Here is an 18,783-nt window from a genome sequence, read left to right as displayed (position 1 = left end):
CGACCACGACGGGCTCGACCACGACGGGCTCGACCACGACGGGCTCGACCACGACGGGCTCGACCACGACGGGCTCGACCACGACGGGCTCGGGCTCGACGACGACGGGCTCGGGCTCGGGCTCGGGCTCGGGCTCGGGCTCGACCTGCTCGGCGACCGGCGCCGGACGGGGCGTGAGCGGGCGGAGCGGGATGACGTCGGCCAGCGGGCCGTCGTAGGGCTCCTCCACCTCCACCGGCGTCGCCGGCTCCGGCTGGGCCACGGCCGGCGCCGGGGAGGCGGCCTCCACCGCCGCCTCCAGTGCGGTGAGCACGGCCTCGCGGTCGGCCAGCCAGGTCGGCAGCCACACCCGCTCCACCGCCGGCCACGTCAGCAGCTCACCCAGCACCTCGACCGGGAGGCCGTCGCGGTCCCCGACCGTGCGGCGCCGGGCCCACTCCGGGCCGTCGAGCAGGACCGCCAGCACCGGGGCGTCCGGCGCCGTCCCGTGGGCGACGGTCAGGTCGATGCGGAAGTCCGACAGCCCGACGTCGGTGCGCACCACCAGGCCGCGGGCGCGCAGCTCGGCGGCCACCTCGTCGCGATGGGTGTCGGGCAGCTCCGCGGCCCGGTCGGGACGGGGGAGGGCGTCGGTGCCCCGGGCGGCCAGGTCGAGGTAGGCCCGCAGGTGCCGGACCCCCACCGACGCGGTCTGCCCGGCGGGCAGCTGCTCGGGGGCGAAGGAGCTGAAGACGACGACCTGTCGGCGGGCGCGGGTGACGGCCACGTTCAGCCGGCGTTCCCCGCCGCTGCGGCTCAGCGGCCCGAGGTCCAGCGGGAGCCGGCCGTGCACGTCCGCGCTGAACCCGAGGGAGAGCAGGACGACGTCCCGCTCGTCGCCCTGCACGTGCTCGACGTCCTTGACGACGAGGGCGTCGCCGGAGTCCAGCGCCTCGACCACCCGCTCGTCCCCGGAGTCGCGCAGCAGCTCCTCGATGAGCGTCCGCTGCGGTGCGTTCAGGGTGACCACCCCGATCGACGGGGCTGCCGGCGCGGCCGGGGAGAAGCGGCGCAGCACCTCGGCGACGACCGCGCGGGCCTCCACCGGGTTCGTGTGCACGCCGGGGCCGAAGCGCAGGAACGTGCCGGCGACCTGCACCAGGGAGATGCCGTGGCCACCCGGAGCGGCGGAGGCCGGGCCGTGCACCGGCGCCGGGAAGGAGGAGAGCCGGTTGCCGTAGTGGTGTGCGTTGCTGAAGGCGATCAGCGACTCGTCCTGGCTGCGGTAGTGCCAGGACAGCCACTGCCGCGGGGCCCCGGCCTGCACGCACGCGGAGAGGATGCTCTGCTCGGCGCGGACCGCGCCGGCGAGCTGACCCTCGTCGTCGATGCCGGCCGGTTCGCCGGGGGACGCCGGCGGCAGCTGCTCGCTGTCCCCGACCACCACCGCCGCCCGGGCCCGCCCGAGCGCACCGACGGCGTCGGCGACCCGGAGCTGGGACGCCTCGTCGAAGACGACCAGGTCGAACTGACCGGCGACCGCGGGGAAGAAGCGCGCCACCGACTCCGGGCTGGCCAGCACGCACGGCAGGACGGCGGTGATCAGGTCGCCGTAGGTCGACAGCAGCCCGCGCACCCCCAGGCCGCGGCCCTGCTCGGCGAGCTCGCGCCGCAGGGCACCGACCTGGCCCTCGGCCGAGGTCGCGTCGAACGACCGGGCCGCCAGCACGCCGGCGGGCACGGCATCGACCAGGTGGGACCGCACGGCCCGGGAGGCCGCGGCGAACCGGGCGACGGTGCGCTCGTGCAGCCCGGCGTCGAACGCGTCCAGCCCGGTGGCCTGGTGCCGCTCGACGGCCGAGGCCTCGGCGAGTCCACGGTCGAAGGCGTGGACCGCGTCGTCGGCGGGCACGGCGCCGTGCAGCAGCTGCAGCCGGGCCTCGGTCAGCCCGGCCAACCGGAGCGGCTCCAGGGTGTCCAGCAGGCTGACCCACCGGCGCAGCGACATCGGGTGCACGTACTCGACGCCCCGCTCGGGTCGGGTCATCGTCCAGCGCAGCACCAGGCCGTCCTCGCCGCTCCAGGCGGCCAGTCGGGCGGAGTCGCTGGAGCAGACGGTCAGCAGCCGACGGAGGGCGTCGCGCAGCGTGGCCACGGTGCGGGCGCCGGCCGCGTCGGCCACCGGGCCGGCGGTGAGGAACCGGCGCACCGCCGCAGGGAAGCCGGTGTCCCCGTCGACGGTGGCGGCGGCGCGGCGCAGCCAGCGCACCTCGGCGTCGAACACCGACCGGCCGGGCTCGGTGAAGGGGTTCCAGCCGGGCGGCACCTGCAGCCCCGGGATGCCGGCGGCCCGGGCGGCCAGGGCCTGGACGGCGGTCTGCAGCCGGCGCAGCGCGGCGGTCAGCTCGGGCAACTCGCCGGGCTTGATCGAGCTCCCCGGGCGCACCACCGGGGTCAGCTGGTCCCGGACGGCGGTGAGCTTGCCGCGCCGGCCCACCCAGTTCGCCGCCGCGGCCTCCTGGGCCTGCACGAACAGGTCGGCCAGCGGCAGGTCGAGGGCGGCCGGGGTGACGGCGTCCAGGCCGGGGTGCGGAGCGGCGACCAGGGCGGCGATCTCGCCGAGCAGCTCGTCGGTGGCCGCGGACCAGCGCGGCGTGCGCACCTCGTCGAGCACGGCCAGGCTGATCCGGGGGCCGCCGAGCAGGTGCACCAGGGCGTCCAGGTCCTCCGGGGTGCCGACGGCGCGCAGCACCGCGGCCAGCGCACCCTCGCCCGGCAGCTCCCGGATCGCCGAGTCGACGGCGACCGCGGCCTGCTGCACCTCGGTGATGTCCAGCTCGATGGTGTCGATGAACGCCCAGGCGTGCCCGGCCGACGGGCGGGCCAGCCCGGCGATGTCGGGCAGCAGCGCCAGCGCCCGGCGCACCTCGGTGACCACCTCGGCGGTGGCCCGGGCCGCGAAGCGGACGGTCACCGGCAGCGGGTCGACGCCGGAGGCGGCGGCCAGCACCGCGGTGCGGGCGGACCAGCAGGACAGCCCTGCCGGGTTGTCGGCGTGCAGCTGCTCCGCGTAGCGCCGCAGGCTGCGCCGCGCCGACCGCAGCTCCTCGGCGTCGGCCGCCAGACCCTCGGCGTCGACGTCGACCGCGTGCTCGAGCGCGGCTCGGATCTGTGCCCGGACGACGGCGGGCCGGCTGCCCTTGTCGTGCAGGTCGAGCGCGAACGGGCCCATCCCGACCGCGTCGAGCCGGCGGGCGATGACGTCGAGCGCGGTGCGCTTCCCGGCGACGACCAGCACGCGCTTGCCCTCGGCGACGGCCCGGGTCACCAGGTTGGTGATGGTCTGGGACTTGCCGGTGCCGGGCGGGCCCTCGAGCACGAACGTCCGTCCGGCGGTCGCCTCGGCGACGGCACGCAGCTGGGCGGCATCGGCCGGCAGCGGGCACTGCGCGGCGAGCTCGTCCAGGTCGATCGGGTCGGCGGGGGCAGGCGCCGGGTCGGCGAAGGCCTCGGTCGGGGAGTGCACCAGGTGGGCGAGGAGCGGGCTGGAGGTGAACTCGGCCCAGTGCTCGTCGAGGTCGCGCCACAGCCGGTGCGCCGCGACCGGCAGGACGGCCAGGTCCGCCGTCGCCTCGACCCGGTGGGGGAGCGCGGCGGCGGCCAGCGCCTCGCCGAGCGCCTGCAGCGTGGTGGCCAGGTCGACGTCCGCGCCGTCCACGGCCGCTGCGTCCAGCCCCGGCACGGTGAGCCCGTGCACCCGGCGGAGCTCCTCCAGCAGACGGGCGTTCGGCACGCTGCTCCCGGTCTCGTCGACCGTCAGCCGGTAGCCGCCGTCCGGGCCGCCCGGGGTGAGCAGGACCGGGACGAGCACCACCGGTGACCGCAGCGGGCGGCCGTCGGCCTCCCAGACCAGGCTGCCCAGGGCCAGGTACAGCGCGTTGGCGCCGGTCTCCTCGACCACCGTCCGCGCCCGGTGGGCGAGGGCGCGCAGCCGGGACGGGTGGTCGGCGCGGGGGACGTCGACGTGCACCGACCGGTGCTCGGTGAGCAGTTGCTGCGGCGAGGAGTCCCGGGTCGCGTGCACCCCGCGCTCGGCGTGCACCCCGGCCGCCCCGCCGCTGGGCAGCAGGGTCAGCGTCGCCCCGCTGGCGACCAGGTCCGCCAGCGCGGTCAGCGCATCGTGCGGCACCGCGAGCGGCAGCCCGGAGCCCTCGGGGAGGTCGACCAGCCGGGTGCGGGTGTTCGGGTCGAGCAGTGCGTCCGTCCACTGCTGCACCCGCGGCGGCGCCCCCGGGGAGTGGTCGGTGGCGGACGCCGCGGGCTCGTCGGGCAGCGACGGCGCCGGGACCTCGGCCGGGTTGTGCCCGGGCTCCGGCTGCGCGCCGCCGTCCTCGCCGGTGCGGCCGGGCAGCGGCCGGATCCCATCGAGGCGGGCGCGGTGGACGTCGGTGACGCCGAGGACCCGGGAGAGGTCGCCGGACAGCCAGGCGGTGTAGGCCGGGCCGTGCAGGTCGGGGGTGGTGTTGCCGCGGTCGGTCAGCAGGGTCGTCTCGACCAGGCCGATCAGGCCCCGGTCGACCTGGTCGACCAGTGCCCTGACCTCGGTCGTCGCAGCCGTCTCCGCGCTGCGCTCCTCCCGCCAGTAGCCCAGGAAGGCGTGCCCCTCCACCACCCAGAGCAGCGGGTGGAGGTGGGCGTGCTCGAGGGCGGCGGCGAGGGTGACGACGGTGTCCAGGCAGGTGCCGACCCGGCCGTCGAGGACCTCGCCGGGGTCGCGGACGTGCTGGCCGGACGCCGTCCAGCCGGCCGACGGCTGGCGGTGCCGGACCTCGTGGCGGCGCACCGCCCAGGTGATCGCCTCGACCACCTCGTCAACCCGTTCGGCCCCGTCGGCGTAGCCGGTCAGGCTGCCGCTGCCGGTGCCCTCCTCCAGGAGGGCGGCGGCCTCGGCCACCAGCGCGAGGACGGCGGGGTGCTGCGGCTGCACGTGGGCGGCGAGCACCTCCAGGGCCGACGGCAGGGGAGCAGCGACCCACTCGGCGGCGCCCAGGACCGTCACCGGCACCCGGTGCTCGGCCAGCACCTGGCCCGCGGCTGCCAGCTGCACGTGCACCCAGCCCGGCCGGCTCTCCTCACCCTGGCGCAGGTCGGCCGGGTCGAGGGTGAGAGCGACGTCGTCGAGCACGGTGCTGCGGCCGGCCTCGAGGTCGACCAGCCGCTCGACGGCGGGGGCGAGGTCGCCCTGGGCGTCCCGCACGGAGAGCCGGAGGACCGCACCGCGGACGGTGGCCGCGCTGCCGGCGAGGGTGAGCCGGGAGACGACCGGCACGGCGTGGGCGGCGAGGGCGTGGCTGACCACCGGGCTGACCGTGAGCTCGACGGAGACCGACGGTGAGGACGCCACCGCCGGGCCCTCGGTGCTCACCTGGCGGTCGGCAGCGTTGCGCATGGAGTCTGTGTACCTGGTCGGACGGACCGTTCCGCTCAGGCGGGCCGCACCCGTGGGACGGGTGTGACAGCAGTGGCCGGTCCGTGACGGAACACCTGTCAGCCGGGGTCCACCAGACCGACGGGGCCGGCTCCGAGCCGCGCGCCGCCGAGCGGGGTCAGAGCCGGGCGAGGGTGCTGCAGTCCGAGCAGAGGTCGTCGCAGAGATCGGGCTCCGGCGGCCACGGCACCTGCTCGTCCCGGGCGACGTAGGCGCCGCAGAGGGCCGTGCGACCGCGGGCACCGCTGAGCCCCAGGGTGGCGTGCGCCGGTCCGATCAGCCGCGCCGTCTGGCCGGCCGGGTCGTTCAGCGACCCGACCATCATCACGGCGCGAGCCGTGCGGTACGGGAAGGCCATGGCGCCACGATGTGAGACGGCGGCGGCCGCGACGCGCGCAACACGCACACCGTGTCCGGGGCGTCACCTCATCAGCCCCAGCGGCCCCGGACGCAGCAGTACCGCCACCGTCGGCCTCTCCCAGGCCGACGGTGGCGGTACCGGACGCACTGTGTGCACGGACCAGTCGCCTGGTCCGGGGTGGTCAGGCGGTGAAGCCCGCCCGGTCCACCTTGCGGTGGAAGCGCTCGCCCAGCTTGCCGCCGAGCACGGCGCCGAGGAGCGTGACCAGGAGGACGGCGACAAGGGCGATGATGCCGGCGGTCGTGAGGGTGCCCTCGTCGATCGGGATGCGCGGCAGGTCGAGCTCGGACAGCACGTTGTACTGGGAGCCGAGGACCGCACCGGCGATGGCCAGGGCCAGCACCACGAGCAGACCGATGACCCACACCGCGATGCCCTGCCGGGCACCGTCGAAGCGCGCCATCCGCCCGGCGACGTAGCCACCGGCCAGGTAGGCCAGGAAGAGGATGACGAGCAGCGCGATGCCGCCGCCGATCCCGATGCCGCCGGCGTTGTCGGTGGCATCCTCGACGGAGGCGACGGTCTCGGTGAGGCCGACCGCGACCCCGGCGGCGGAGACGATGGCGATGAGCAGGACGGCGAGGCCGTTGGCGGACAGCCAGCCGAAGAAGGCGGCACCCCACTTGATGCCGCCGAAGCGGTCGTGCTGACGGTCGACGGCGTCGCGGGCTGCGCCCCGGGTGGCACCGGCACCGGTGGCGGGGGTCACCTCGTTGTTGCGGAAGCTGGTCGTCCGGTCGCCGAGCGAGGTGCCGCGGTCGGCCGGGTCGGAGGGGGTGGTGCTGCCGGTCATGGGGACTCCAGGGAGGAGGTCGTCACGATCGGCGGGCGAGCAGCCGCTCGCCGATCGTGACGAGTGCAGGGCGACCGGCGGGCGGGCCGGCGCGGTCGCGGGGGTGCTGCGGGTCGTGCGGGAGCGACGGGGTGGTCCGCCGGGTGGGCCGGACCACCCCCGGGGGTCAGCGGCGGTCGGTGTCCCGGACGCCCTCGACGCCCTCGGTCTCGATCTGCTCCTTGCGGACCGTGTCGGTCACGGTCTCCTGCTCGGTGACCGTCTCGGTGTCCAGGCGGACGCGCTCGACGGGCACGGTCTCCTTGGCGACCACCGGGCGCTCGGCGTGCAGCACGACCTCGTGCTCCTCCTCCGAGATCGTCGGGCCGGCCAGCGCCTCGTCCCGGTTGGCGTCGGTGATCGGCTCGCGCTCGATCCGGACCTCCTCGTGGGAGACCGGGACGGTCTGCGTCACGTCCTCGGTGACGACGAACTTGCGCAGCCGGGCCTTGCCGGTCTCGACCCGCTGGGTGCCGACCCGGATCTGCTCCTCGGAGCGGGTCATCGCGTCGTCGGTCGTGGGGCCGGAGGTGTCGTGGCCCACGGTGTCGCGGCGGTCGGTGTCGACGCGGGCAGTGTCCACGCGCCCGGTGTCGAGGCGGTCGGTCTCGGTGACGTCGACCCGGGCGGTCTCAGTGCCGACGCCCACGCCGTAGTAGCGGTAGAGCTCGGTCTCCTCCTCGGGGCTGAGGTGACCCTGGTCGGCGTCGATCCGGGGAGCGTCCTTGACCTTGGACTTCTGGTAGGGGACGCGCAGGACGCCGTCGGCGACCGAGGCGTCGGCCAGCGGGACGAAGGTCTCCGAGGTGCCGAACATGCCGGTGCTGACCGTGGCCCACTCCGGGCTGCCGGTCTGGTCGTCGAGGTAGACCTGACCGACCTTGCCCAGCTTGTCGCCGTCGGTGTCCACGGCGTTGGTGCCGATGATGGTGGTGATGTCCTGCTGGGTGATCACACGTGCCTCCGGGTCTGAGTGGACTGGGGCGACCACGGTGAGGTTGCCGCCGGAGCGTGTGTGCCCTTCCGTTTACGGCGTAAACGACAGCGGGCCAGATTCTGTGACCCGGCCGGAGCGCTCCCGTGCGATCAGAGGTCGCCGACGTCGCCGCCGGAGTTCCTCGCCTCGTGCAGCACCCGTTCCAACCGGTCCAGGAGGTTCTCGAGGGACTCCTCGAACTCGGCCGCCGACTTGTCCTGGCCGAGCAGCGACTCGGTCCGCGCCAGGTTCGGGTACTCCCTCATGTCGGTCTCCCGCTGGGCCTGTTCGTCGCCCTCGGGCTGGTCCAGCAGGCTCACCTGGGCGCCGATCTGGGTGACCTCGAGCAGCAGGTGGCCGAGCAGGAAGCTGGAGTAGGCGCGGTACGCGGCCACGGCGGCCTGGTCGGAGAAGCCCCCCTCGCGCAGGGTGCCGAGGAAGGACTCGACCAGCCGGAGGCTGCGCAGCGGCGGACGCACCCAGGGTGCGGCCGGGGGACGGCTGGCCACCAGCGGGAACACCGCCGGGTGGGCGAGGGCGATGCGGCGCATGCCATGGGCCAGCCGGACCAGGTAGTCCTGCCAGCCGGAGTGGTCGACGACCTGGATGTCGTCGCCGTCCCGGTCGTCCCACAGCGTCTCGACGACCCGGTCGACGACCCCGTCGAGCAGGTCCTCCCGGCCGGGCACGTAGCGGTAGAGCGCCATCGCCTCGACGCCCAGGGAGGAGCCCAGCCGGCGCATGGTGAGGGCGGCCAGGCCCTGCTCGTCGATGAAGTCGATGGCGGCCTGCAGGATCTTCTCCCGGTCCAGGCCGGCCGGGCGGGTCAGTTCGCCGGCTGCCTCGGGGCCCTCCTGCACGGCCACCAGGTCCGGGTCACGCACGTCCTCGCTCGTCTGGTCGCTGATCGTGGGCACCGTCCACCTCCTCGTGTCGCCGTCCACTGTCCTCGCCGGCACCCGGCTCCCGTGCGCCTGGCCCGGGCGGGTGGGTCACTGCGCGCATGGGTGTGACGGCCGACACTGCCGGCTCCTCGCCCCGTGTCGTTCGCACCCGAGTCGCACGGGGCATGGAGCAGGGGTCAGGTCACACCCGACCCGTTGGAGTCCCCATGACCGACACCACCGCCCTCCTCGTCCAGCTGCGCGCCCTGCTGGCGCTCACCCAGACCGAGGAGCAGATCGCCCGGATCCGGGTCGGCCAGGCGCGCACCGCGGCCGTCCGCCGGGAGCTGGAGCAGAACGCCCAGCACGCGGCCGAGCGCAGCACCGCCATCGCCGATCAGCTGCGCGAGCTCGGCGGGGTGGCCGACGTCGTCACCCCGGCGCTGGGCCGGCTCGGTGCGCTGGTGAAGGGCGCGCTGGAGCAGGCCGAGCCGATCGACGAGGCGCTGCTGCAGGACCTCCAGCTGGAGCACCAGCTGCTGGACCGCGCCACCTACCTGAAGGTGCTGGCCGACACCGCCGGCAAGCCGGAGGTGAAGGCACTGGCCGAGCGGCTGGTCACGGCACACTCGGCCACCGTCGAGTGGCTGACCGTCGTCCTCGCCGAGCAGGCCCTGGGCGGCCCGGCCGCCCTGGTGGCCACGCCGTTGCAGCGAGTGGCCGGAGGCGCCACCAAGCTGGCGAACCTGCCGGTCCGGTTCGCGGCCGACACGGTCAACCGGGCCGTGGGCACCGCGCAGCACGCCGTGGGCACCGCGCAGCACGCCGGGGAGCAGGCCGGCGGCACCGTGAACGGCGTCGTCGGTGGGGCGGTGCACAAGGCCGGCGCCTTCACCGGTGCCGTCCGGGAGACCCTCGCCGTCGGCCGACTGGCGTCGCTGCGTCGAGCCGAGCGCATCGCGGAGCGAGAGGGGGACACCGCCGCGGCCGAGGCGGTCGCCGCCACCCGCCGCGAGCTCGGTGACCTGACCGCCGACGAGTTGCCGATCACGGGCTACGACTCCATGTCGACCGCGCAGATCGCCGGTGCGGTCAAGGAGCTCGACGACCCGCAGCAGGTCAACGCGATCATCCGCTACGAGGAGGCGCACAAGGCGCGTTCCAGTGTGGTGAGCGTGGTGCAGACCCGGCTGGCCGCCCTGGCGAAGGAGGCCGTCGGCGTACCGGAGTGACGGCCGCCCCGCCCGGGCCCGCCGTCCGGCGGACCCGGGCGGGCACGTCCCGCGTGTGGCCGACCACCGTGTGCGAGGCCACTCGGCTGTGCACGAGACGCTTGTCACGATCGCGTTACAGCCGCGCGGGTTCGGGAAATGCTGTGCCTCATGACCACTGTGCCTGAGGTCGCCACCACCCCTGAGGTGCTGGAGAGCGAGTTCTCGCTCACGACCGCCGTGACCCGGCTGGACTTCCTGAGCCGGCGCGACAACGTCGCCGTCGACGGCCCCAACGACCGGACGGACGACGACGACGACTGGGCCAGCTTCAAGGCCCTCGGCACCTCGCTCGACGTCGACGAGGCCCTGGAGCTGCTCGCCCTCGGCGAGGTCGTCGCCCGCAAGGCCCACGCCCACCGCCAGCTCGGCATCCGCGCTGCGCTGCGTGGCGGGGCGGACTGGGAGCAGATCGGCCGGGCACTCGGCACCTCGCCGCGGGCCGCCTGGGAGCGGCACGTCAGCTGGCTGGACGGCCAGGAGAGGGCGCGCCGAGCGGGGGACGCCGACGCCCTCGACGCCGAGGCCCTCGCTGCGGCTCGCCGGCTCGCCGGCCGCCGTCCCGCCTGACCCGCTACTCGAAGTACCGCCGGGGCACCTGGACCAGCATCTGGTCCAGGTGCCCTTCGCTCGCTCCGCGCTCCCGCAGCATCGGCAGCACGTCCTGCGGCACGTGGGTGAAGTTCCAGTTCGGCATCGCCTGGGTCATCGCGGTGCGTGCCTCCCCGGGGAACCAGTCGATGTAGCAGCTGGCGTCCTGACTGAGCACCATCCGGTCGGCGTACCCCTGCTCGGCCAGCGCCACGATGGTGTCCACCCGCGCGCTGGTCGGGTTGTAGAGGTCCAGGCCGAACCGGTCCATGCCCAGGATGCAGCCGGCGTCGGCCAGCTCCTTGAGGTGGTCGAGGTCGTTGCTGTCGCCGGCGTGGCCGATGACCACCTTGGTCAGGTCGGCGCCCTCCTCGCGGAGCACCTGGACCGCCAGCCGGCCGGTCTGTGCGGCGGCCGAGGTGTGCACGGTGATCGGCGCCCCGGTCTCCCGATGGGTGGCCGCGACGGCCCGCAGGGTGCGCTCGACGCCCGGGGTGAGCCCCTTGGCCTCGACGGCGCACTTGAGGAAGGCGGCGTGCACGCCCGTGTCGGCGATGCCGTCGCGGACGTCGCGGGTGAAGTCGTCGACCATCGGGTCGGTGGGTGTCTCGATCAGGGTGCCCGGCCCGCGGTGGGCGTACTGGAACGGGATCTCGTCGTAGGTGTACAGCCCGGTGGCCACGATGATGTTCAGCTCGGTCTGTGCCGCCACCCGCTGCACCCGCGGCAGGTAGCGGCCCAGCCCCCACACCGTCGGGTCGACGATCGTGTCGATCCCCAGCGCCTTGAGCTCGTTCAGCTTGGTGACGGCGTCGGCGACCCGCTCCTCCTCGTCCCACCAGTCGCCGGTGCCGTAGTTCTGCTGGTGCTCGGTGGAGAGCACGAACACGTGCTCGTGCATGAGGGTGCGGCCGAGGTCGGCGGTGTCGATCGGGCCGCGGACGGTGTGCACGGTGGGCATGCGAGCTCCCTTGCTCGGGGTCAGGTCACCGGTGCAGCACCGCGAACGTGGCGACGGCGTGCACCAGGCTGCGGCCATCCTGCTCGACGTCGGCCTCGCACACCGTCAGGTGCTCGCCCTGCTTGCTGACCCGGCCGGTGACCAGGAGCGTGCCGGGCCCGCCCGGGCGCAGGTAGGTGACGGTCAGCTGGCTGGTGGCCGGGACGTCGTCCTCCCCGGTGCGGCTGCGCACGGCGTGGCCCATGGCGGTGTCGACGAGGGTGGCCAGCACCCCACCGTGCAGCGTGCCCGCCTCGTTCAGGTGCTGGTCGGTGACGTCCAGCTGCAGCTGCGCCGTCCCGTCGTCCGCCGTCCGGCCGTACACGCCCAGGGTCTCCACGAAGCTCGTGTCGCTCATCCACCGCAGCTACCCGGGGCGGTCGACGGCACACGGTCGCCCGGTGGGATGCGCGGTCTGGTGGTCTGATGGGGCCCCCGGCTCCAGGAGGACGACGTGCAGCAGGTGACGCTCGCCTACGGGCGCGGAGGGCTCCCCGTCGAGCTCCCGGACGACGCGGCGGTGATCACCCCCGTGCAGCACCCGGCCGCCCCGGACGTCGCCGCCGAGCTGCGCCGGGCGTTGCGCGAGCCGGTGAGCGGGTTGCCGCTGCGCGAGCGGGTGCGGCCGGGGCAGACGGTGGCGATCTCGGCCTGTGACGGCACCCGCGCCCAGCCCCGGCACCTGATGATCCCGGCGGTGCTCGAGGAGCTCGACGGCGTCGTGCGCCTGGAGGACGTCGTCGTCCTGGTCGCCACCGGCACCCACCGGGCCAACACCGACGCCGAGCTGCGGGCGATGTTCGGCGACGAGGTCGTGGACACCGTCCGGATCGTCAACCACGACTCGCGGGCGAGCGACACGCACCGCTGGATGGGCACCTTCGGCGACGGGGTGCCGGTCTGGCTGAACGAGCAGTGGGTGGACGCCGACGTCCGGATCACCACCGGCTTCGTCGAGCCGCACTTCTTCGCCGGCTTCTCCGGTGGACCGAAGATGGTCGCCCCCGGCCTGGCCGCGCTGGACACGGTGCTGGTGCTGCACGACGCGAAGCGGATCGGCGACCCGCGGGCGACCTGGGGCGTCACCCAGGGCAACCCGGTGCACGACGACGTCCGGGCGATCACCGCCGGCACCGACGTGACGTACTCCTTCGACGTCGTGCTCAACACCCGGCAGGAGGTCATCGCCGCGTTCGGCGGGGACACCCTGGAGATGCACGCGGTGGCGATCGAGCGGGCCCGCGAGGTGGCGATGGCACCGGTGGACGCGCCGTTCGACGTCGTCGTCACCACCGGCTCGGGCTTCCCGCTGGACCAGAACCTCTACCAGTCGGTGAAGGGCATGTCGGCGGCCGCGCAGGTCACCCGGCCCGACGGGCTGATCGTCTGTGCCGCCGCCTGCGAGGACGGCTTCCCCGACCACGGCTCCTACCGCGAGGTGCTCACCTCGGCGCCGTCACCGGAGGCGCTGCTGGCGTTGATCTCCGCCCGCGAGCAGACCGTGCCCGACCAGTGGCAGGTGCAGATCCAGGCGCGCATCCAGTCCGCGCACCGGGTCGTGATGCACACCGACCACCTCACCGACGCCCAGCTGGCCGAGGCGCACCTGGCGCAGACGACCGACATCGCGGCCACCGTCGCCGAGGCGGTCGCGGCCGCGGGCCGCGGCGCGCGGGTCTGCGTGCTCCCGGAGGGCCCGCAGACGATCCCCTACGTGAAGGGCTGACGGTCCGCCCCCCGGCCGGTGTCACCGCTGGGGGAGGAGGAGGACCTGGTCGGGGTAGCACCAGGCCCAGTGCTCGCGCGGCTCGGCGGAGGCGACCACCGGGTGCCCGGTCGCGGTCGCGTGCGCGGTGGCGTGCCGCTGCGGCGAGGAGTCACAGCACGACACGTGGTCACAGCTCAGGCAGCGCCGCAGGTGCACCCACTGCCCGCCGTCCCGGAGGCAGTCCGCGCACGCCTCGGCCGGGCCGGGCGCGGCCGGCAGCCCCGCGGCATGCCGACAGACGGCGTCCCCGTCCACCCGCCAGGACATGGCCGGTCAGTGCGTCCGGCTCAGCGGCAGCCGGACGCAGAACGTCGTCCCCTCCGGACCGGTCGTGTACGTCAGCGACCCGCCGTGCCGCCGCTCGACGATCCGCCTCGCGTTGTCCAGGCCGAGCCCGCTCCCGTCGCCGGCCCGCTTGGTGGTCACGAAGGGCTCGAACAGGTCCTGGCGCACCGCCTCCGGCACCCCCGGGCCGTCGTCGGTGACCTCGACGAACACCGCGTGCTGGTCGGCCCGGGTCCGCAGGGTCAGCACCCCGGACCCGTCCATCGCGTCGGCGGCGTTGTCGATCAGGTTGGTCCAGACCTGGTTCAGCTCGGCCGGGTAGCCGGGCACCGGGGGCAGGTCGGTGGCGTGGTCCCGGCGTACCTCGATCCCGGTGAGCTTGCGGGCCAGCATCACCAGCGTGCTCTCCAGCCCGGGCTTGACGTCGACGTCGGAGTGCCGGGCCTGGTCCAGGTGCGAGTACTGCTTCACCGCGCCGACGAGGGAGGAGATCCGGGTGGTGGCCTCCTCGATCTCGTCCATCAGCGCCTCGGTCTCCAGGGTGTAGCGCAGCCAGCCGAACGCGGCGTCCCACTCCAGCCCGCAGTCGACCTCCTCCACGACGTCGTCCACCCACTGCGCGTCCATGCCGGAGCCGGCGAACACCGGCGCGAGCTCCAGCGCCTGCTCGACGCCGATCTCCTCCAGCCGGTCGGCGATCGCGTCCTCGAGGTCGCTCTCCTGGAGCGCGGTCAGATCGGCGTGCGGCTTGAGCGCCCGCTCGACGGACATCTCCTGGGTCCTGATCAGCCGGCCGACCAGCTCGGGGGAGAGCCCGGCCTCCGACAGCAGGCCGAGCTTCCGGCGCATGCCGGCGACCCGGGAGCGCAGCTGCTCGGTGGCCCGCACCGCGGCCGCTGCCGGGTTGTTCAGCTCGTGGGCGAGGTTGGCCGACAGCGTCCCCAGCTGCACCAGGTGCTCGCGCTGGCGCATCGTCGACTCGGTCATCCGGATGCCCTCGTAGAGGCCGTCGAGCAGGTGCACCGCCATCGGGCACAGCCGGTGCACCAGCGCGGCGAAGTCCTCGGCCGGCAACCGCAGGAACCGGCTGGGCCGGGTGGTCCTGAGCGTGGTCTGGAAGTTCGGGTCGCGGCTCTGGGTGAAGGCCCGGACGGCGCCGGCGTAGGCGCCCCGGTGCGTCGTGTCGTTGAGGACGACGTCCTCGCCGTCGGTGTGCTTGGACAGCAGCAGCCCGCCCTCCAGCAGCACGTACAGCGCGTCGGAGGGCTGTCCCTCGGCGAAGACGACGACGTCGGCGTCGTACACCCGCACGTCGCTGTGCTCGGCCACCCAGCGCTGGTCGGCGTCCTCCAGCTCGGCGAACAGGAACAGGCTGCGCACCTCGGCGAGGTCGACCCCCGAGGAGGGCCCGTGGCTCGCGGTCATCTCAGTTCGCCTCCAGGTAGCGGTGCACGAGGGTGACGGCCATGGCGCCCTCGCCGACGGCGGAGGCGACGCGCTTCACCGACTCGGCCCGGACGTCGCCGGCCACGAACACGCCGGGCACGGAGCACTCCAGGTGGTACGGCGCCCGGGACAGCGGCCAGTCCCGCGGCGGGCGGCCCTCGGCGTCGAGCAGCGCGGGCCCGGTGCGCAGGAAGCCGCGGTCGTCGCGCAGGAACGCCTCGCCCAGCCACTCGGTGGGCGGCGAGGCGCCGATGAACACGAACAGCCGGGACGCCGGGACCACCTCAGTGGCACCGGTGCGGGAGTCGGCGAGCACCAGTCGCTCGAGGTGGTCGGCGCCCTCCACGGCCCGCACCTGGGTGCAGGTGCGCACCTCGATCAGCGGGTCGGCCTCGATCCGGGCGACCAGGTACTCGGACATGCTCTGCCGGATGTCGGTGCCCCGGCAGAGCACCACCACCTTGCGGGCGAAGCGGGCGAAGTGCAGCGCGGCCTGGCCGGCGGAGTTGGCCGCGCCGACGACGAAGACCTCATCGCCGGCGCAGTCGGCGGCCTCGTGCGCGACGGCGCCGTAGTAGACGCCGCGGCCGGTGAGGTCGGCGGCGCCCTCGGCCGGCAGCAGCCGCCAGGAGACGCCGGTGGCCAGCACGACGGCGTGCGCGGCGACCTGGCTGCCGTCGGCGAAGAGCAGCGCCCGGCCATCGCCCTTTGGTGCGATCTGCACGACCTCGGCGGCGGTGAGCAGTTCGACGCCGAACCGCACGGCCTGGTCGCGGGCCCGCTGGGCGAGCTCGCTGCCCGACACCCCGAGCGGGAAGCCGAGGTAGTTCTCGATCCGGCTGCTCTGGCCGGCCTGCCCGCCGGTGGCGGTGCGCTCGACGAGCAGGGTGCGCAGCCCTTCGCTGGCCGCGTACACCGCCGCACCCAGCCCGGCCGGCCCGCCGCCCACCACCACGACGTCGTAGAACGGGCTGCCGGCGGTCGTGGCCAGCCCGACCTGCTGGGCGACCTGCTGGAGGGTGGGCCGGCGGAGCACGGTGCCCTCGGGGAAGAGCAGGGCCGGCAGCGTCGCGTCGTCCGCCAGGTCGGCGGCCGTGCGGATGCCGGCGGCGTCCTCGCCCTGGAGGTGCCGGTAGGGCACCTGGTTGCGGGCCAGGAACTCCTTGAGCTGCTGGGTCTCCGCCGACCACTGGTGGCCCAGCAGCGTGATGCCCTCGAACGGCGCCCGGGCGGTGCGGGCCCAGTCCTCGAGCAGCTCGTCGAGCACCGGGTAGAGCAGCTCCTCCGGCGGGTCCCAGGGCTTGAGCAGGTAGTGGTCCAGGTCGACGTCGTTGATGGCCCGGATCGCCGCGTCGGTGTCGGCGTAGGCGGTCAGCAGCACCCGCTTGGCCGTCGGCGCCAGGTCCATCGCCTGCTCCAGGAACTCCACGCCGGTCATCCCGGGCATCCGGTGGTCGGCGAGGAGCAGGGCGGTGGCCTCGCCGCGCGCGGTCAGCTCACGCAGCACGGCGAGCGCGTCGCGGCCGCTCTCGGCGCGGACGACCCGGTAGCGGTCGCCGTAGTGGCGGCGCAGGTCGCGGGCGACGGCGCGGCTGACCGCGCGGTCGTCGTCGACGGTGAGCAGGACGGGTCGCGCGGGCACGGCACCTCCGGTCGGGGCCGTCGAGGTGGACCGCCCCGGTGGGCAGGCCCCCGATGGCACCTCCATCCAACCGGGCGCAGGTGAACGGCGGTAGTCCTGCGTTCACCGCGACCAGCTCTGGCACACCGGCGTGCGGCGCGGCAGGGTGGCGTCATGGACGCGCCGAACACCACCTCCGGAACCCGCCCATGACCGCCCCGGTCGAGACGCTCGGCTGGTGGGAGGACGGCGAACGACTCCTCGGGACGGCGCTGGGCCGGCTGACCGACGAGGACCTGGACGCGCCCTCGCTGCTGGCCGGCTGGACGCGGCGGCACCTCCTGGCGCACCTGGCCGCCAACGCCGACGCGCTGGTCAACCTGCTCACCTGGGCGCGCACCGGGGTGGAGACGCCGATGTACGCCTCGACGGAGGCGCGGGACGCCCAGATCGACGAGGCGGCGCAGCTGCCGGCGCCGGAGCTGCGCGCGGCGGTGGTCGCGGCGACCGGCCGGTTGGCGGCCGCCGTCCGGGGCCTGCCCGAGGAGGCCTGGGCCGCGCAGGTGCGCACCGCCCAGGGGCGCCAGGTGCCGGCTGCGGAGGTGCCCTGGATGCGCTGCCGGGAGGTGTGGGTGCACGCCGTCGACCTGGACGAGGGGGTCGCCTTCACCGACATCCCGGACGACGTGCTGGCCGCGCTGGTCGACGACGTGTTCCGGATGTGGGACCGCCGCGACACCGTGCCCGACGTGGCACTGTTCGCCGGTGACCGCGAGTGGGGCACCGGTGCCCTGGCCGTCGCCGGTCCGCTGCCGGCGGTCGCGGCGTGGGTCACCGGACGCAGCGCGGGGGAGGAGCTGGAGGCCGACGGGCCGGTGCCGACCCTCGCCCCCTGGCTCTGACCCGCCGCGGGACCTCCCGGCGCCGGGGCCGCGCGGCTCAGGCGGTCGGGCGGTCCCGCGGCATCGCCAGCGCCGCGAGCAGCGCCGCACCCAGCACGGCCGCGCTGACCGCGAAGGCGACCTGGTAGGAGAAGGTGTCGGTCAGCCAGCCGGCGGCCAGCGGCCCGACCACCGCGCCCAGGTCGGCGACCATCTGGAAGACCGCCACCACCCGTCCGCCCCGGGCGGGGCTGACGTCACCGACCACCGCGGCCGGCACGCTGGCCAGCAGCGAGGCGCCCAGGCCGAAGGTGGCCATCGAGAGCAGGAACGCCGCGGTGCTCGGCGGCAGCGCCAGGACGGCGATCGCCGCGGTCGCCAGCCCCGACCCCAGCAGGAGCGAGGGGCGGCGGCCCCAGGTGTCCGCCAGCCGCCCGGCCCGCAGCAGCCCGACGGCCTGCGCCACCGATCCGGCCAGCAGCCCGGCGCCGGCCCAGGCCACCGTCTTGCCCAGCTCCTCGGTCACGTAGAGCGGCACCAGCGAGTTGCGGACGCCGAACAGCACCCAGCCCACGCCGAGGTTGGCCACCAGTGCCGCGACGTAGGCGCGGGACCGCAGCGCTGCGCGCAGCCCGCCGCCGTCGGCACCCGCCGGGGGCACGGCCGCGGTCGAGGGCCCACCGGCGTTCACCTGGTCGAGAGCCGGCGGCACACCGGTCGCCACCCCGGTCACCGGGGGCAGCGCGGCCGGGCGGAGCAGGACCAGCGCGACGACCCCGGCGATCAGCAGGAAGCCGCCGTAGACGAAGAACGGCAGCCGCGGGGAGATCTCGGCCAGGAACCCGCCGGCTGCCGGGCCGGCGATGCCGCCGAGGATGAAGCCGCCCTGGTAGGTGGCCGCGGCCCGGCCGCGCTGCGCCGCCGGCGCCGTGCGCAGCAGCAGCGAGAGGGCGGCCACGGTGAACATCGCGCTACCGACCCCGCCGGCGGCGCGCAGGGCGACGAAGAGCGGGAAGTTGCCGGCCAGGGCCGCCGCGGCGGTGGCGACCGCGACGATCGCCAGCCCGGCGGCGAGCACGGCGCGCTCGCCGATCCGCTCGACCAGCGAGCCCCCGGCGAAGGCGGAGATGAACCGGAAGAAGGCGAAGGCGCTGATGGCGAACCCGACGGCCGTGGTGCCGACCCCGTAGTCGCGGACGAACAGCGGGATCGCCGGGGCGACGATGCCGAAGCCGAGCGCGACGACGAAGGCGACGATCGCCAGGACGCCGACCTCCCGGGGGAGGGGGGTGTCCTTGCCGCGTGGTCGCACGAGCGCTGATCCTCACACGCCGCCCGGC

15 protein-coding genes are annotated in these 18,783 nt (G+C 75.0%); 4 read left to right on the top strand and 11 right to left on the bottom strand.

What is annotated here, in order from left to right:
- From O2W20_RS20245 to O2W20_RS20225, 5 genes are all read right to left on the bottom strand, one after another.
- Positions 1-5,428 (bottom strand): DUF4011 domain-containing protein (locus tag O2W20_RS20245; RefSeq protein WP_269185525.1); only part of this gene is annotated, 5,428 nt, incomplete at its 3' end.
- Between the two features lie 157 nt (positions 5,429-5,585).
- On the bottom strand, positions 5,586-5,825 hold the full coding sequence (locus O2W20_RS20240; protein WP_269173420.1) for a hypothetical protein: 240 nt from the start codon (positions 5,823-5,825) through the stop codon (positions 5,586-5,588).
- A 184-nt stretch (positions 5,826-6,009) separates the two neighbouring features.
- Positions 6,010-6,681 (bottom strand): hypothetical protein, encoded by a 672-nt coding sequence (locus O2W20_RS20235; RefSeq protein ID WP_269173419.1) that lies wholly within the window; start codon positions 6,679-6,681, stop codon positions 6,010-6,012.
- 166 nt (positions 6,682-6,847) lie between these two features.
- Positions 6,848-7,675, bottom strand: coding sequence for a PRC and DUF2382 domain-containing protein (locus tag O2W20_RS20230; protein WP_269173418.1), 828 nt, complete (start codon positions 7,673-7,675; stop codon positions 6,848-6,850).
- 131 nt (positions 7,676-7,806) lie between these two features.
- Entirely contained in the window at positions 7,807-8,613 is an 807-nt protein-coding gene (locus O2W20_RS20225; RefSeq protein WP_269173417.1) for a TetR/AcrR family transcriptional regulator, read from the bottom strand.
- A gap of 194 nt (positions 8,614-8,807) precedes the next feature.
- Between O2W20_RS20225 and O2W20_RS20220 the strand changes: the two genes are divergently transcribed.
- Positions 8,808-9,812: a ferritin-like domain-containing protein gene (locus O2W20_RS20220; RefSeq protein WP_269173416.1), complete on the top strand. Its 1,005-nt coding sequence runs from the start codon at positions 8,808-8,810 to the stop codon at positions 9,810-9,812.
- Positions 9,813-9,962: 150 nt separating this feature from the next.
- Positions 9,963-10,421, top strand: a complete 459-nt coding sequence (locus O2W20_RS20215) for a hypothetical protein (RefSeq protein WP_269173415.1) — start codon at positions 9,963-9,965, stop codon at positions 10,419-10,421.
- 4 nt (positions 10,422-10,425) lie between these two features.
- Here the strand turns inward: O2W20_RS20215 and O2W20_RS20210 are convergent, their stop codons facing one another.
- Positions 10,426-11,403 (bottom strand): phosphotriesterase family protein, encoded by a 978-nt coding sequence (locus O2W20_RS20210; RefSeq protein WP_269173414.1) that lies wholly within the window; start codon positions 11,401-11,403, stop codon positions 10,426-10,428.
- Positions 11,404-11,428: 25 nt separating this feature from the next.
- Positions 11,429-11,800, bottom strand: coding sequence for a PaaI family thioesterase (locus O2W20_RS20205; RefSeq protein WP_269173413.1), 372 nt, complete (start codon positions 11,798-11,800; stop codon positions 11,429-11,431).
- Between the two features lie 96 nt (positions 11,801-11,896).
- On the opposite strand from O2W20_RS20205, the gene larA reads away from it, so the two are divergent.
- Positions 11,897-13,168 carry a nickel-dependent lactate racemase gene (larA, locus tag O2W20_RS20200; protein WP_269173412.1) on the top strand — a complete coding sequence of 424 codons (1,272 nt, stop codon included), beginning with the start codon at positions 11,897-11,899 and terminating at the stop codon, positions 13,166-13,168.
- A 21-nt stretch (positions 13,169-13,189) separates the two neighbouring features.
- Here larA and O2W20_RS20195 read toward each other — a convergent pair whose 3' ends face one another.
- The 3 genes from O2W20_RS20195 to O2W20_RS20185 are packed head-to-tail and all read right to left on the bottom strand — an operon-like array spanning position 13,190 to position 16,583.
- Complete coding sequence (locus tag O2W20_RS20195; RefSeq protein WP_269173411.1) at positions 13,190-13,477, bottom strand: UBP-type zinc finger domain-containing protein; 288 nt, start codon at positions 13,475-13,477, stop codon at positions 13,190-13,192.
- Positions 13,478-13,483: 6 nt separating this feature from the next.
- Positions 13,484-14,920, bottom strand: coding sequence for an ATP-binding protein (locus tag O2W20_RS20190; RefSeq protein WP_269173410.1), 1,437 nt, complete (start codon positions 14,918-14,920; stop codon positions 13,484-13,486).
- Between the two features lies 1 nt (position 14,921).
- Positions 14,922-16,583 (bottom strand): FAD-dependent oxidoreductase, encoded by a 1,662-nt coding sequence (locus O2W20_RS20185; RefSeq protein WP_269173409.1) that lies wholly within the window; start codon positions 16,581-16,583, stop codon positions 14,922-14,924.
- A gap of 188 nt (positions 16,584-16,771) precedes the next feature.
- On the opposite strand from O2W20_RS20185, the gene O2W20_RS20180 reads away from it, so the two are divergent.
- Positions 16,772-17,464 carry a maleylpyruvate isomerase family mycothiol-dependent enzyme gene (locus O2W20_RS20180; RefSeq protein WP_269173408.1) on the top strand — a complete coding sequence of 231 codons (693 nt, stop codon included), beginning with the start codon at positions 16,772-16,774 and terminating at the stop codon, positions 17,462-17,464.
- A gap of 37 nt (positions 17,465-17,501) precedes the next feature.
- Here the strand turns inward: O2W20_RS20180 and O2W20_RS20175 are convergent, their stop codons facing one another.
- Positions 17,502-18,755 (bottom strand): MFS transporter, encoded by a 1,254-nt coding sequence (locus O2W20_RS20175; RefSeq protein WP_269173407.1) that lies wholly within the window; start codon positions 18,753-18,755, stop codon positions 17,502-17,504.
- Positions 18,756-18,783: the final 28 nt, after the last annotated feature.

The sequence above is a fragment of the Modestobacter sp. VKM Ac-2982 genome (genome assembly GCF_026967935.1).
Lineage (GTDB): Bacteria > Actinomycetota > Actinomycetes > Mycobacteriales > Geodermatophilaceae > Modestobacter.
This window is presented reverse-complemented; position numbering and strand designations above follow the sequence as displayed.